Here is a 16543-nt window from a genome sequence, read left to right as displayed (position 1 = left end):
CTTAATACATTTAAAACGGGGCTTCTCCCGGAAAACCCGGGTTCGAAAATGCCTTGGCACCTTCTTCAAAAGAAGTATCCAACGGAGGAACCGGTTCGTCGTTCATCTTCGACGTAAATGTCTGTGTTACCAATTCCCCGGTACTCGTTTCGGAATGGAAAGGAGACGTCGTTTCCAAATCACAGAACTGCGTCAATTCACTGCGGAAACGCAACTGAATTTCTCCCACAGCACCATTACGGTGTTTTGCGATAATAATATCCGCAATACCTTTCAGGCTGTTTCCCTGTGCATCCGTCATGATACCGTACTTTTCAGGCCGGTGGATAAATAACACCATATCGGCATCCTGTTCAATTGCTCCGGATTCACGTAAGTCGGACAACATCGGTTTTTTAGCATCCCCGGTACGCAATTCGACACCACGATTCAACTGTGAAAGTGCCAACACGGGTATATTCAATTCTTTAGCAATAATTTTCAATTGCCGGGAGATCATACTGACTTCCTGTTCCCGGTTTCCCCGCATATCCGCTCCCGCCGTCATCAATTGCAAATAGTCGATGATAATCACTTTGATATCGTATTTCTGCTTCAAACGCCGGCATTTGGCCCGCAATTCAAAAATAGACAAAGCCGGCGTATCGTCCACCAGAATCGGCGCCGTAATTAAAGTCTTGATCTTACTGTGCAAATGCTTCCATTCGTCTTCCGACAACCGGCCGTTCTTAATTTTTTCGGAGCCGAGTTCCGTCTCACTGGCAATCAAACGGTTCACCAATTGGACGGAAGACATTTCCAGAGAAAAAACAGCGATCGGCTGCTTGTAAGTAACAGCCATATTCCGGGCCATAGAAAGCACAAAAGCCGTTTTTCCCATAGCAGGACGTGCCGCAATAATCACCAGATCGGAATTTTGCCAGCCGGAAGTAACTTCGTCCAGTGCCGTAAAGCCGGAAGGAATACCGCTGATACCGTCCGGGCGTTTGCTGGCAGCTTCTATTCCCCGGATGGCATCTTCAATAATGGGAGCGATTTCTGCCGTATCTTTCTGAATATTACCGTCAGCAATGTCGAACACCGATTTCTGCGCCTTGTCGACAAGATCCGCTACATCAGTAGCTTCATCATAGGCCATATCCTGCAATTCCGTACATACTCCGATTAATTTCCGTTGTATGAATTTTTGCACAATAATCCGCGCGTGAAACTCAATATGTGCCGCAGAAGCCACCCGGGAAGTCAGTTGAGAAAGATAATAATATCCTCCCACCTGCTCCAGTTCCCCTGTACTCTTCAATTTTTCACTGACAGTCAGTAAATCGACAGGCTCATCCTTGATAAACAACTGATGAACTGCCCGGAATATCCGTTGATGGGCATCTTTATAAAAACATTCCGGTTTCAATAAATCCCCCACCACGGCAAAAGCATCTTTTTCAAGCATTAAAGCCCCCAATACAGCTTCCTCCAGGTCCACCGCCTGCGGAGGCACTTTTCCATATTCAGAAGGCAAATCCTTATAATTATTTGTCTTCGTATACTCTGTTTTTTTAGCCATAATCCAACCGGAATTACAAACAATAAATTATTATCTTATTACACCCAAACTCTTTAATTTCCAAAAACACCGTTCCGTCGCCTCCACATCAGCCATCGCATTATGAGCGTCTTCAAAGCCTTTCCCGAACAAGACCTGATGCAACTCTGACAATCTCGGCGACTTATACCCTTTTTTCCCCGGTAAACGACAATAATCCGTAGAACCTTTCATCGTACAATATTTGGGTTTCAGAAAAAGAGAAGTCATCATATGCAGCCGTTCAAATTCGGCCCCGACGATACATTCGTCAAAACTGATATTATGTCCGACCAACACCTGTGATTCATCTATCTCTTTCGAAAATTCTTCCAACACACCTTGCAAATCCACACCTTTCTCCATAGCAATAGCTGTCGTGATTCCATGTACTCTGGATACCTCCCAGGGTATTGTAAAACCTTCCGGACGGACAATAACATTCCGGCTGCGAAGCGTATTGCCTTCGTTATCCGAAACGATCCAGGCCAACTGTACCAAACGGGGCCAATTATCTACATCCGTTACCGGAGCATTCCAGCGTTTCGGTAAACCGGTGGTTTCCGTATCGAAAAATAAATACATACTCAAACGAATATTTATTGTTCCGTTTTGACTTCGTCACAATTGTCAAAACTCTTATTATACTGATGCATAGCCCGGTAACTCATACCCATACTCGAGAAACCTCCGTCATGATACAAATTCTGCATCGTTACCTTGCGGGTCAGATCCGAAAACAAACAAACACAATATCCGGCACACTCCTCTGCATTCGCATTCCCCAGCGGAGACATACGATCGGCAAAATCTATCAGAGAATCGAATCCTTTGATACCGCTTCCTGCCGTAGTCATAGTGGGCGACTGGGAAACCGTATTGATCCGGATCTTCTTTTCCCGACCGTAAATATACCCGAAACTACGGGCAATGGATTCCAGCATAGCCTTAGCATCTGCCATATCGTTGTATTCGAACATCGTACGCTGTGCAGCAACATATGAAAGAGCGACAACCGATCCCCACTCATTTATAGCATCCAATTTCTTGGCACATTGCAGAACTTTATGGAAAGAAACAGCCGAAATATCCAGGGTCTTTTGCAGAAAATCATAATCCAGATCGTCATACGAACGTTTTTTTCTGACATTCAAAGACATGCCGATAGAATGCAATATAAAATCCACCTTTCCCCCGAAATGTTTCATTGCCTCTTCCAGTAAATGTGTCAAATCCTCCGTATTCGTAGCATCGGCAGGGATTAACGGAACGTTATGCCTGGCTGCGAAATCCTGGATCTCCCCCATACGGATCGACAACGGTGTATTGGTCAATACGATCTGCGCCCCTTCTTCCAGACACAATTCTGCCACTTTCCAGGCAATTGACATTTCATTCAATGCCCCAAAAATAATTCCTTTTTTTCCTTTTAATAAGTTATACGCCATATCATTAAAATTTAAAATTCAACAAATTCTTCGCAGCCTCTAAAGCGGCTGCAGAAATCTCACTTCCGCTGATCATTCCTGCTATTTCCTTTACCCGTTCCTCCGGAGCCAGTTTCCGGATACGGGAAACCGTATGCTCCGAATGATCTTCCTTATACACCTTAAAATGACAATTCCCCGCCGCAGCAATCTGAGGCAAATGAGATATACTGATAACCTGCATGCGCGTTGCCATTTCCTGCATCATCTGTGCCATGCGATGCGCCACTTCGCCGGATAAGCCGGTATCGATCTCATCGAATACGATAACCGGCAATTGTTTGTTCTTCGACAAAATATACTTTAAAGATAACATAACCCGGGAAATTTCTCCTCCTGAAGCCACTTTCGCAATTTCCCCCGGTTGTTGATTCTTATTGGCTGCAAACAAAAACCGGACTTCATCGGTTCCCGTCGGTAAAAAAGCTTCCACCGGAGTAATAAGTACCTCAAAACAAGCATGCCTGATTCCCAACTCCTGAAGCAACTTCCTCATTTCTTCTTCCAGACGTCCTTTGCCTTTCTTACGCGATTCCCGGATTTGAAGTGACAGCGTGTGCATCTGCTCTTCCGTCTCCTGAATTTCCCTGGTTAATTTCTCTATCTCCTCCGTGGAGTTTTGTATACCATTCAACTTATCTATAATGCCGGCTTTGACAGCCAGAAGTTCTTCCACTCCCTCGGCCTTGTATTTCAGCATCAGATCGTATATTTCACTAAGACGCGCATTTACGGTCTCTATACGCCGCGGATCAAGGCCCACCGATTCGGCCCTCCCTTCTGCATCGTCTGCTATATCCTTTAACTCCAGCAAAACGGACTGCAAACGTCCCTCATAGTCTTCTGCTTCTTTTACGACTTTCCGTAAAGAAGCGATCGTGTTTTTACAATTTTTTAATACGGGAATCACTGCATTTTCGGCATCCCGCAATTGATAGGTCAAATGCCCGAAATTGGTTTTTATCGTCTCTGCATTCGATAAAACGGTCAGTTCGGCTTCCAACTCTTCTTTCTCCCCCGGCTTCAAATTAGCTCCCTCTAACTGGCTGAAACGAAATTTCAGGTAATCTTCCTCCCTGGCAGCTTCAAAAGCTTTTTCTTTCAATGTCTCTAACTCAATCAGCTTTTTCTTTCTTTTATCGTAATGTTGCCGATAGATACTCCGCAATTCCCCGTTACCGCAAAAAACATCCAATATTTCGGTCTGGTATTCAGGCTGACCGATAAGCAACGACTGATGCTGAGAATGTATATCGATCAAAAATCCGCCCAACTCCTTCAACAGACGATTACTGACCGGCGTATCGTTGATAAAGCAACGGGATTTACCTTCCGGCGTAACTTCCCGGCGAACAACCACCTCGTCGGAATAATCCAGCTCATTCGCTTCAAACCACGCCTCCAAAGGATACCCCTTCACCTGATAAACGATTTCGGCAACACATTTCTTCTCCCGGTTCATCAATGCAGAAACATCCGCCCGTTGCCCCAGCGTCAAAGCAATTGCTCCCAATAGAATGGACTTTCCGGCCCCCGTCTCTCCGGTAATAACAGAAAATCCTTTTTCCAGCCCGATCTCCGTCTTATCGATCAGGGCATAGTTATTAATATGAATACTTTCTATCATATCAATTCGTCTTATTTTCAATCAAAACACTGTACTTTGATAAATTTGCCGGATTAACCTCGGAAACAATATTGTATATCCGTTTCCGTTCATCCGTAAAGGCAGGTTTGAATATATTGACGATTTCATCCGACTTCGCATCGAAAAACACCTGCAATATATATGAATTAGGCTTAGCCCGATGTGCTTTCTGCAACAATTCCAAGGCAGACAACAACTCCAAACGGCCGTCCGTGACATTCTCCGCCATTACATCCAGTCCCAGCCGGTGATACCGGTATATACACTCCCGGACGGAAGCATAACTCCTGTCCTGCAAATTATTGATCAGCCAATACCGGTTCCTGCGGCTCTCGAACGATTTCCAGCCGGATTCCCGGGCATTCTGACACTGAGCAACAATGTTTTCAGCCTTATTGAAAAACTCATTTCCTCCCATTAAAGAAAAACTATCATAATCCAATCCCAATATGATATTGGCATAAAACGCCAGCAAATTCACCAATTCCGTATTTTGCCCCGATTCATTATATTCCAGGGTCTCAAACTCCCGGTAACGAAAATCGATGTCATTGTCTTTAAAATTCAGCAACACCGTATTATAGGATGAATTATATACCGGCCGGCTCACTCTCACCTGCAGGCTGCCCCTGAACTGATCACTTCCGATTTGTTCTTCCAGCGTAAACTGCATACTGCACTCGACACGTTCATCATAGGAAAAAACATTGGAAGACCAACGTTTATTATTTACAAACTCATACATATCCCGCTGCATATTCGTAAATAACTCCTTGTTCGTTCCCTGTATCTTTTGTGTAGAAACAGAAATATTACAACGCAGTTCCTGGGCATATACACGACAGCCCAAAATCACCAGACATATCAACAACCAACCTTTCTTCATACAGAACCGATTATCCATTTTTTCATCTTGTATTATCATGCAAAGATATAATTTTCAATTTTCAATTCTCACATTTAAATTAATTTACTACTTTTGCGCCTGCAAATAACAAATCGTTCTTCATAAAAATGACAAGCAGAAGATTAATCCGGATAAAAGTACTGCAACTCCTGTATGCTTACTACAAAAAAGAAGGAGCATCCCTGGCAGAAGCCGAGCGTGACTTATTAAAAAGTATTGAAAAAAGTACAGATCTTTACTATCAAATCCTCTTACTTTTATCAGAATTACAACGCAAAGCTTTCCTTAAAATCGATGCCGCCAAAAACAGGCATTTCGTAACGGAAGCGGATCTTCATCCCAATACCCGGTTTATCGACAACCCGGTTTTTTCTATCCTCAATAATAATAAAAAGTTCAGAACATACCTACTCAATAATCCGATTTCCTGGAATGAAAACCAGGAAATTATCAATTTCTTTTACAACACCCTACAGGAATTTCCGCCTTATCAGGCTTATATGGAAAAACCGGAAGTCAACTTTCAGGACCACAAACAACTGGTTCTCGACCTGTTTACAGAATTAATTGCTCCGAGCGATATATTCTATCAAACGCTGGAAGATATAAATATATATTGGAACGATGATTTTGAACTGGTAATGCATGTCGTTTACCGTACCCTTAAAAATATAAAAGAAGGAGATAACGAAGACAGTAATATCCTCTACCCGATTTACAACACGGAAGAAGATACCGATTTTGCCAGGAAACTATTGCGCAAAACAATAAACGAAAACCAGGACAATCTCCGGGTTGTAGATAAATTTATCCGTAACTGGGAAATCGAACGTATTTCCGATATGGATAAACTGATCATGGCCACAGCCATAGCTGAACTGAAACATTTCCCCTCTATACCGGTAAAAGTTACCTTGGACGAGTATATTGAAATTTCCAAGTCCTATAGTTCTCCTAAAAGCGGAGGATTTATAAACGGAATCCTGGATAAAGCCGTTGTAATGCTGAAAGAAGAAAACCAGATAAAAAAGAGCGGACGCGGATTAATGGGCGAATAAAAAATAAAGGGGATGCTGGCATCCCCTTTTTACTAAACTAAACTAAACTAAACTAATTCAAACTCCCTTTGTAATCACTACAATGGTCACAAGAGCAAAACCCGTAAAAGGAAATTCTACCCTTATCGGTAAAAATATATAATTAATATTTAATTTCCAAATAAATGCTACATTAATTCTGACAAGAATATCATTTCTATTTACCGGACTAATATTTAGAAACCATTTTTTCTTCCTTATAATCTGCAATATAAGCAACAGCCTCTACGACTTCGTCCACCACTTTATACAACCCCTTATAAGCAGAAGAAACAAAACTTTCCTCAAAGGCCTTGTTTATAAAATCAAAAAACAAATCATAAAAACCGTCGGTATTGATAAACACGATCGGTTTTTGATGCAGGCCCAGTTGTTTCAGGGTTATCACTTCGGTAATCTCCTCTAAAGTACCCCAACCGCCGGGCAAAGCGATAAAAGCATCAGCCGCTTTACGCATTAAATATTTGCGCTCCTTCATATCCGGGACGACGATAAGATCCGTCAGTTTTTCTGCTTTTACTCCCCGTTCCGCAATACAGCGGGGAATAATACCTTTAACGCCTCCTCCCTGCTCTAAAACAGCATCGGCAACTTCCCGCATCAATCCGCAGTTTGTTCCCCCATAAACCAGATTCCAGCCCCGTTGAGCCATTTCCTGTCCCAATTTCCGGGCTGCCTCCGCATAAACACCCTTCACCCGATTGGATGACGCACAAAATACAGCTATATTCATTCTTCCGTGATTTCAAATTATACATAAGAAAAAAGAGTGCCGCAGCACTCTTTTTCTTTATTAAGCATCGATAGTCGCATACGTGGCATTCTGTTCGATAAATTGCCGTCTGGGCGGCACATCGTCTCCCATCAGCATCGAGAATATCCGGTCTGCTTCTGCTGCATTTTCAATAGAAACCTGGCGCAGCGTACGGCCTTCAGGTGCCATTGTCGTCTCCCAAAGCTGTTCCGGGTTCATCTCTCCCAAACCTTTATAGCGCTGGATGTGCAAACTGCTTTCCTTACCACCGCCCCATTCCTGTATCAAACGGATACGTTCCTCCTCATTCCAGCAATAGCGGTGATCTTTGCCTTTCTTTACCAAATACAAAGGCGGCGTTGCAATATAAAGATACCCATGCTCAATAACCGATTTCATATGACGGAAAAACAAGGTCATAATCAACGTGGCAATGTGTGCACCGTCGACGTCAGCATCCGCCATAATAATGATCTTGTGGTAACGTATCTTTTCCAGATCAACTCCCATACTGTCTTCATCGGTCCCGGGTGTAATACCCAATGCCTTAAATATCATGACAATTTCGTCACTCTCATATACCCGGTGCCGCATAGCCTTTTCAACATTCAGAATCTTACCCCTCAAAGGCAATATCGCCTGAAACTGACGGTCACGTCCTTGTTTTGCCGATCCGCCTGCAGAGTCTCCCTCCACCAGGAATATTTCACAATTTGCAGGATTATTATCCGCACAATCCGCCAATTTTCCGGGCAAACCTGAACCTGAAAGCACAGATTTACGCTGTACCATATCCCGGGCTTTACGGGCCGCATGACGTGCCGTAGCCGCTAATATGACTTTATCGACAATAGACTTGGCATCTTTGGGGTGTTCTTCCAGGTAATTGGACAACGCCGTGCTGACAGCCTGAGCAACAGCAGTCCCGACTTCCGTATTCCCCAGCTTGGTTTTTGTCTGTCCTTCAAACTGAGGCTCCTGAACTTTTACCGAAACGACTGCCGTCAATCCCTCCCGGAAATCATCACCGTTAATATCGAATTTCAGCTTAGAAAGCATACCGGTGGTCTCTGCATAATTCTTCAACGTTTGGGTCAACCCTCTTCTGAAACCCGCCAGATGCGTTCCACCTTCTTTGGTATTGATATTATTTACGTAAGAAAAGACATTTTCCGTAAAAGAAGTATTGTAATGCATCGCAATCTCTACCGGAATTCCGTTTTTCTCCGTACAGATGTCGATTGTATTTTCGATCAGCTTTTCCCGGCTTCCATCAATAAATTCCACATATTCCCGCAACCCGAATTCCGAATAGAACACCTCGTGACGGGGCTCCTTTGTCTCCGGATCCAAATCTCTCTTATCCGTCAGTGAAAGGCGGATGCCTTTATTCAGATAAGCCAGTTCCCGCAAACGGGTAGACAACGTATCATATTTGTATTCCGTAACATAAAAGATAGAATCGTCCGGTTTAAAAGTAATGGTCGTTCCCGTTCTATCCGTATCCCCTATGATTTCAACATCCTTCAATGCCACTCCCCTACAAAATTCCTGCCGCCATATTTTACCTTCCCGGTATATTTCAGCCACTAATTTAACCGAAAGTGCATTTACGCAGGATACACCCACCCCATGCAAACCTCCGGACACCTTATAAGAATCCTTGTTGAATTTACCTCCGGCATGCAACACCGTCAATACAACTTCCAATGCCGATTTGTTTTCCTTAGCATGTCTGGCCGTCGGAATACCACGACCGTTATCCCGTACCGTTATAGAGTTATCTTCATTAATATAAACCTGAATGTGGGTACAGTATCCGGCCAATGCCTCGTCAATCGAGTTATCGACAACCTCATACACCAAATGATGCAAACCATCCGTGTTTACATCCCCGATATACATTGAAGGACGTTTTCTCACGGCTTCAAGGCCTTCCAACACCTGAATACTGTCCGCAGAATATTCTTCCGGTTCCAATTTCACTTTTTCTTCTTCGCTCATATATTTATAAGTTTATTTTCAAGGGATTTCACCGTTTTTTCCAAAACATGCAAATATAATCATTTTTCCCCGAAAAAACGAGGAGAAAGCCTACAAATTTACCTCCAGACAGACTAAAAATACATAAAAAACAGGGGATAAACCCCATTCGGATTTATCCCCCGTATTATACCATTAAGAAAAATCAAAACAAGCTGATCGTACAGGTAACTCCGGCCATCACAATGGCAACCATGCTCATCAATTTGATTAAAATATTCAAGCTGGGGCCGGAAGTATCCTTAAACGGATCTCCGACAGTATCTCCGATTACCGTCGCCTTGTGACAATCAGAACCTTTTCCGCCCAAATGCCCTTCTTCCACGTATTTCTTGGCATTATCCCAGGCTCCCCCGGAATTAGCCATAAAAATAGCCAGTACAAAACCGGAACCCAAACCGCCGGCCAATACCCCCATCACACCTGCTACGCCGAATATCAATCCGACAAGAATCGGAATAATAATAGCCAGCAAAGAAGGGAAAAGCATTTCACGTTGAGCCCCCTTGGTCGAAATTTCAACACAACGGGCATAATCAGGTTCTGCTTTACCTTCCATGATTCCTTTAATTTCACGGAACTGACGGCGCACCTCATTCACCATTTTTTGGGCAGCACGTCCGACAGCATTCATGGTTAACCCACAGAACAGAAAAGCCATCATAGAACCGATAAAAATACCCGCCAATACTTTCGGATTCATCAGGTTTACATCATAATAGGTCATGATATCCTTCAATGTAGCCGAAGCCGTATTGACAATATTTCCACCCACATCGATCGTAACCTCACCCAGGCGGATCAGTCCGATTTTTATCTCTTCAATATAAGAAGCCAAAAGAGCCAACCCCGTCAATGCCGCGGAACCGATAGCAAAACCTTTTCCGGTTGCAGCCGTAGTATTCCCCAAAGCGTCCAAAGCATCCGTACGTTTACGTACTTCTTCGCCCAATTCGCTCATCTCGGCATTACCGCCGGCATTATCAGCAATCGGACCGTAAGCATCCGTTGCCAGGGTTATCCCCAAAGTCGAAAGCATTCCGACAGCAGCGATTCCGACACCGTACAACCCCATGGCCATATTACTCATATCGAACTCCGCAGCAAACAAATAAGCCACAATGATACCGACAACGATGGTTATAACCGGAATAGCCGTTGAGATCATACCGGTTCCGATACCTTTTATAATAACTGTCGCCGGTCCGGTTTCAGAACTCCTGGCAATATCCTGTGTCGGCTTATAAGCATGGGAGGTATAATGCTCCGTAGCTTTCCCGATCACAATACCGGTCAGTAAGCCGATGATCACAGAACCGCAAATCCAATAACTCAAACCGAGTAAATAAATGACCAGAAAACTGGCTCCTACGATAAGTATGGAACTCGTATTGATTCCTCTGTCCAATGCCCGTAACAACTGTAACTGAGAAGCACCTTCCTTGGTCTTAACCATAAATATACCCAATAAGGAAAGAATAACCCCGAAAGCAGCGATCAGCATCGGCGCCAGAATCGCATTAAACTGCATTTCCGGTACAGATATATAGGCAGCAGCACCCAATGCAGCCGTAGCCAGTACAGAACCGCAATACGATTCGTAAAGATCGGCCCCCATACCGGCAACATCACCCACATTATCTCCTACATTGTCGGCAATTGTAGCCGGATTACGGGGATCGTCTTCCGGAATACCGGCTTCCACCTTCCCGACCAAATCCGCCCCGACATCCGCAGCTTTGGTAAAAATACCGCCACCTACCCTGGCAAACAATGCCTGGGTAGAAGCACCCATACCAAACGTCAGCATCGTCGTCGTAATCATAATCGCCTTATGACTGGAACTGGGATCATCCACAAAATAATCCAGCACCAACCACCACAAAGAAATATCCAGCAAGGCCAGACCGACAACCACCAACCCCATTACGGCTCCGGAACGGAAAGCCACTTTCAAACCGTCATTCATGCTACGGCGGGCAGCATTGGCAGTACGGGCAGAAGCATAAGTGGCCGTTTTCATACCGATAAAGCCTGCCAAACCGGAAAAGAAACCACCGGTCAGAAAAGCAAACCATACCCATTCATTTTGTAAACCAGGGCCATAGGCCATCCAGGCAAAAAAGATACACAGTATCAGAAAAACAAATCCGACAATCTTATATTGTTGTCTGAGATAAGCCATTGCTCCCTTACGTACATGGGAAGCAATACGTTTCATCGTATCCGTTCCTTCCGATTCTTTCATCATTCCCCGGAAAAACATCCAGGCAAAAAGCAAAGCAATCAACGAACAGACCGGAACAATCCAAAATAAACTATTCAGCATGATTTATTTATTTTATCGTCCATACTAAATCATTCAGCCGGTGTCCCCATTGCAACACTCTTACTACGCTCTACCGATTGCAATGCCAGGTAATGATCTCCGAACTTCTGTAAATTCTCCATTTCTGTATCATACTGATCCTGATGAACTTCTTCCTCGGCTGTCAGTGTCTCAAATAATTTTTTAGATACAGAATCCGCATTGGCAGCACATTCATTGGCCCATTTATTGTAATCTTCCACCGATTGCATTTCCATGCTTACAGCCAGTTTCAGCATCTCCCGGGCATCATGTATTTTCTGAACCTCTCCGGCAACCTTCATGTCCACTTCCCCTTTCAAAAAAAGAATTCTTTCAGAAAGTTGCTCAACATGCATCATTTCCTGAATTGCCGTACGGCGGAAAAGCCCTGAAAGCAAATCATACCCCAAATCATCACATACAAAATGAAAATACATATACTGGTGAACGGCCAATAACTCGTCATTCACTGCTCTGTTTAGCAATTCGATACTTTTTTCTCTGTTACTCATGATTGAATTATTTAAATTAAACTTTTAGTTAAGAATCATTGTTACAAATATAATTTAATCCTTAAATATAACAAAGAAATGTAAGAGAATGTACGTATCTAAAATTTCTTATCTGCTCTGCGAATAGAGTATATTTCCCCGCTGTTCAATAACCCATACCCCGTCTTTTATCCTTACGTTATACGTATCGTCATCTTCCTGATTCCAGGCATAACCTCCGGCCGGCAATTCCCTTCTGTCCAATACCGGATGATTTTCCTGATCCGGAACAAAAACCTCCGCTTTTAACGAATCCGCAGAAAACACTACATAAGCAGCCAAAGCCGAAGCCGTATCCTGTACCGACTGAAATTGAATACCATCTTCAAACAAGCGGATACATTTTGCCTGTACTTCCGACCAGGTATAACCCGCAGCCGCGTTACAGCCATGCTCGTCTTTGGCAACACCAACCTGCTCACCTTTTACCAAAGGCCCGAATACCATTTGTACTTTCCCGGTTGAATCTTTTAATTGTAACTCATTATTCTGAATAGAATAACCAGCAACTTTTTTCAGCCCGAGCAAAAAACGATCCTCCACAGGCATATCCGGACAGTACATCATCGTCACACCTCCCGGGTGAATCGTAAGTTTATTGCCTTTTCCTGTCTCATAAGTCGCAAAAAAACGGTTACACCCCGCAAATCCGAATATCGTAGCGGTATCCGTAAATTGCAGAGAAGGCATTCTTTCCGGTTTATCCGTAAGTCCCTCCATTTGCTTCAATTCCCACTCCTGAGAAGTCAACAAAGCCTTTTCGTTACTTTTACATGCAACGGCCAATACCAATATGGCCAACAACATAAATTGAATTTTTTTCATTTTCCCATTATTTTATTAAACAAAATCTTATCGTCATAAAACCTCGCCCGTCAAATCATAATCGTAAGCTCCGGTTATTTTTACATCATAAAACTCTCCTATCTTCAATAACTTATCCGAATGTATCAAAACTTCAGGATCAACTTCAGGCGAATCGTATTCCGTACGTCCGATATAATAATCCTCCTCCTTCCGGTCGATCAATACCCGCATTGTCTTCCCGATCATTGAATCATTTACTTCCCGGGAGATTTCCCGTTGAATCTCCATGATTTTTTCTGTTCTACGTTTTTTAACCTTCAGAGGTACATCATCCTTATAATATTTGTCACAATACGTATCTTCTTCATGAGAATAAGCAAACACCCCCAAGCGCTCGAATTTCATTTCCCGGACGAAGGCACACAACTCCTCAAAATCTTTTTCCGTTTCTCCGGGATGCCCTGCCATAAGCGTCGTCCGTAAAAAAATACCCGGAACTTCTTTTCGTATCTTATTAACCAGTGATATGGTTTGTTCTTTAGTCACACCTCTTCGCATAGTTTGCAACATAGAGTCACTGCAATGCTGCAAGGCGATATCGAGGTAATTACACACATTCTCCCGCTCCCGCATAACTTTCAATATTTCCAAGGGAAAACCGGCCGGATAGGCATAATGTAACTTGATCCAGACCACCCCCTCTATATCGGCCATCCGGCTGATCAGTTCCGCCAATTTATTTTCACCGTACAGGTCGGTACCGTAATAAGTCAGGTCTTGCGCCATAACCAATAACTCCTTCACCCCATTCTTTACCAGATTACGGCACTCCTCCAATATCTCCTCCATTTCCCGGGATTGATATTTTCCGGTCATAATCGGAATGGCACAATAGGAACACGTCCGGTTACACCCTTCTGCTATCTTCAAATAAGCATAATGGGAAGGAGTCGTCAGTAAACGCTGATTACGGATCGTTTCATCGTATGAATTACCTAAATAATTCAATATGCCTTTCCAGTCAAACTTACCGAAATAGGCATCTACCTCCGGAATTTCCACTTCAAGTTCAGACTTGTAACGTTGTGACAAACATCCCATTACCAATATCCGATCAACTTCCCCATCCGTCTTACGTCTGACCTGTTCCAATATTGTATTCACAGACTCCTCCTTGGCATCGCCGATAAAACCGCAAGTATTGATAATGACAATATCCGCTTCTTCTTTTTCCGCATCTACCGCTACCTCATATCCGGCTTTTACCAATTGTTTGAGTAACAATTCTGTATCTACCAGATTTTTCGAACATCCCAAACTGATTATATTTACTTTCTTCATATACAAATTCCTTAATTCTGCTTTACAATTTTTGGTGTGCAAAGGTATAAAAAAACGCTATCTTTGTGCAATATTTAAAGGAATGAACAACGAAAGGAAACTACAATGGTTACCGACTTCTGCTAAAGAAGTACAGGAACGTGGTTGGGACACACTGGATGTCATCTTATTTTCCGGAGATGCCTATGTCGATCATCCTTCCTTCGGTATTGCCGTTATCGGAAGACTTTTAGAATCTTTAGGCTTAAAGGTAGCGATCGTCCCCCAACCCAATTGGCGTGATGATCTCCGTGATTTCAAAAAACTGGGACGTCCCAATCTTTTCTTCGGTATAAGTGCCGGTAGTATGGATTCAATGGTAAACCATTATACCGCCGCCAAAAGGCTGAGGTTTGACGACGCATATACCCCCGGAGGAAAATCCGGATTCCGTCCCGATATGCCTACAATCGTCTATACCCGGATACTGAAACAACTTTATCCGGACATACCTGTAATCATCGGCGGAATAGAAGCTTCGTTACGGCGGTTGACACATTACGACTATTGGCAGGATCGCCTGCGTCCGTCCATCCTGACCGAAAGCGGTGCCGACATGCTGATCTACGGCATGGGAGAAAAACCGCTTACAGAACTGTGCAGACTATTAAAAAAAGGAGTTCCTTTTGCCGGTTTAACCAATGTTCCGCAAACCTGTATACAAAGACCGCAACATGAATCCTGTGCCGGAAATAAAAAATGGCAAACGATCCGCCTGTTTTCACACGAAGAATGCCTGAAAGATCCGATAAATCACGCCCGTAATTTCCGCCACATCGAAGAGGAATCCAACAGTCTGGAAGCTGCCCGGCTCATACAAGCTTACGAAGACGTTCAAATCATCGTCAATCCGCCTTATCCTCCCATGAGTACATCTGAAATCGATGCTATATATGCCTTACCTTTCACCCGCCTCCCACACCCACGTTACAAAGGGAAAGAAATTCCGGCTTACAATATGATCCGGCATTCCGTGACTCTTCACCGGGGATGCTTCGGAGGTTGCGCCTTCTGTACGATATCTGCCCATCAGGGGAAATTCATTTCTTCCCGTTCCGAAGAGTCCATACGACAGGAACTGGAAGAAATTACCCGTATGCCCGACTTTCGGGGGACAGTAACCGACCTGGGCGGCCCCTCCGCCAATATGTACGGAATGCAAGGCCAAAACAAAACTCTATGTGCCGCTTGTAAACGCGCTTCCTGTGCTTTCCCGACCGTATGTAAAAACCTGAACACAGATCACGGCCCCCTTTTAAAAATATATACCATAACCCGGCAACAGCCCAAAATCAAACATGCATTCGTCGGCTCCGGCATCCGCTACGACCTTTGCCTGCACGATTCCGGAAATAAAAACATCAACCGGACCAATGAAGAATATTTACAAACCGTCATCCGTCATCACGTATCCGGACACTTTAAAGTAGCACCGGAACATGCAACCGATAATGTCTTGAAAATAATGCGGAAACCTTCATTCAAACTATTCTATGAACTGAAGGAAAAATTCGATGCGATAAACAGCCGGAATGGACAGAAACAACAAATAATCCCCTACTTTATATCCTCCCATCCGGGATGTCACCTGGAAGATATGGCTGAATTGGCTATTCTTACCCGTGAATTGAATTTCCGGTTGGAACAGGTGCAGGATTTTACCCCGACACCCATGACATTGGCAACTACGATTTTCTATACCGGATACCATCCCTATTCGCTGCAAAAAATCGCATCCCCAAAATCAGAATCGGAAAAAAAACAACAAAATATGTTCTTTTTCTGGTATAAAAGAGAGTTTCGGGAAAAAATTATCGCTACCTTAAAAAGAATTAAACGTCCGGATCTTATAAAAAAAATATATAACAGATAATAAAAACCAATACAAAACTTTAATATTTCGATACGAATAACTAATTTTGGGTCTAATAAACCAAGAT

Annotated in this window: 13 protein-coding genes; 2 read left to right on the top strand and 11 right to left on the bottom strand. The window is 43.5% G+C overall.

The features are described 5' to 3' along the window. Positions 1 to 10: 10 nt before the first annotated feature. From dnaB to porD, 5 genes are read right to left on the bottom strand one after another with little or no spacing between them, the layout of a single operon-like run. A complete protein-coding gene (gene dnaB, locus BN8908_RS04615; protein WP_021988659.1) occupies positions 11 to 1561 on the bottom strand; it encodes a replicative DNA helicase in 1551 nt (516 codons plus the stop codon). Between the two features lie 30 nt (positions 1562 to 1591). Next, positions 1592 to 2164 carry a 3'-5' exonuclease gene (locus BN8908_RS04610; protein ID WP_021988658.1) on the bottom strand — a complete coding sequence of 191 codons (573 nt, stop codon included), beginning with the start codon at positions 2162 to 2164 and terminating at the stop codon, positions 1592 to 1594. A 14-nt stretch (positions 2165 to 2178) separates the two neighbouring features. Continuing rightward, on the bottom strand, positions 2179 to 3027 hold the full coding sequence (locus BN8908_RS04605) for an enoyl-ACP reductase FabI (RefSeq protein WP_021988657.1): 849 nt from the start codon (positions 3025 to 3027) through the stop codon (positions 2179 to 2181). A 4-nt stretch (positions 3028 to 3031) separates the two neighbouring features. Then, positions 3032 to 4693 carry a DNA repair protein RecN gene (gene recN / locus BN8908_RS04600; protein ID WP_068689436.1) on the bottom strand — a complete coding sequence of 554 codons (1662 nt, stop codon included), beginning with the start codon at positions 4691 to 4693 and terminating at the stop codon, positions 3032 to 3034. Position 4694: 1 nt separating this feature from the next. Next, positions 4695 to 5600, bottom strand: coding sequence for a type IX secretion system protein PorD (gene porD, locus BN8908_RS04595; RefSeq protein WP_068692106.1), 906 nt, complete (start codon positions 5598 to 5600; stop codon positions 4695 to 4697). 128 nt (positions 5601 to 5728) lie between these two features. Between porD and nusB the strand changes: the two genes are divergently transcribed. Further along, complete coding sequence (gene nusB / locus BN8908_RS04590) at positions 5729 to 6679, top strand: transcription antitermination factor NusB (protein WP_021988654.1); 951 nt, start codon at positions 5729 to 5731, stop codon at positions 6677 to 6679. Between the two features lie 208 nt (positions 6680 to 6887). Here the strand turns inward: nusB and BN8908_RS04585 are convergent, their stop codons facing one another. The 6 genes from BN8908_RS04585 to rimO form a co-directional block, all read right to left on the bottom strand. Next, positions 6888 to 7451 (bottom strand): LOG family protein, encoded by a 564-nt coding sequence (locus tag BN8908_RS04585; RefSeq protein WP_068689434.1) that lies wholly within the window; start codon positions 7449 to 7451, stop codon positions 6888 to 6890. 60 nt (positions 7452 to 7511) lie between these two features. Next, the gene (gene gyrB / locus BN8908_RS04580; protein WP_021988652.1) at positions 7512 to 9476 is read right to left on the bottom strand and encodes a DNA topoisomerase (ATP-hydrolyzing) subunit B; all 1965 of its coding nucleotides are present in this window, start codon (positions 9474 to 9476) and stop codon (positions 7512 to 7514) included. A 184-nt stretch (positions 9477 to 9660) separates the two neighbouring features. Continuing rightward, positions 9661 to 11844, bottom strand: a complete 2184-nt coding sequence (locus tag BN8908_RS04575; protein ID WP_187373428.1) for a sodium-translocating pyrophosphatase — start codon at positions 11842 to 11844, stop codon at positions 9661 to 9663. Between the two features lie 29 nt (positions 11845 to 11873). Further along, on the bottom strand, positions 11874 to 12377 hold the full coding sequence (locus tag BN8908_RS04570) for a ferritin-like domain-containing protein (RefSeq protein ID WP_021988650.1): 504 nt from the start codon (positions 12375 to 12377) through the stop codon (positions 11874 to 11876). A gap of 108 nt (positions 12378 to 12485) precedes the next feature. Then, complete coding sequence (locus BN8908_RS04565; RefSeq protein WP_068689430.1) at positions 12486 to 13241, bottom strand: META domain-containing protein; 756 nt, start codon at positions 13239 to 13241, stop codon at positions 12486 to 12488. Between the two features lie 33 nt (positions 13242 to 13274). Continuing rightward, on the bottom strand, positions 13275 to 14570 hold the full coding sequence (rimO, locus tag BN8908_RS04560; RefSeq protein WP_187373427.1) for a 30S ribosomal protein S12 methylthiotransferase RimO: 1296 nt from the start codon (positions 14568 to 14570) through the stop codon (positions 13275 to 13277). A gap of 76 nt (positions 14571 to 14646) precedes the next feature. Here rimO and BN8908_RS04555 point away from each other — a divergent pair, with 76 nt between their 5' ends. Beyond that, positions 14647 to 16476, top strand: coding sequence for a YgiQ family radical SAM protein (locus tag BN8908_RS04555; protein ID WP_068689426.1), 1830 nt, complete (start codon positions 14647 to 14649; stop codon positions 16474 to 16476). The last annotated feature ends 67 nt before the right edge of the window (positions 16477 to 16543 follow it).

Source organism: Culturomica massiliensis (assembly GCF_900091655.1).
Taxonomy (GTDB): domain Bacteria; phylum Bacteroidota; class Bacteroidia; order Bacteroidales; family Marinifilaceae; genus Culturomica; species Culturomica massiliensis.
This window is presented reverse-complemented; position numbering and strand designations above follow the sequence as displayed.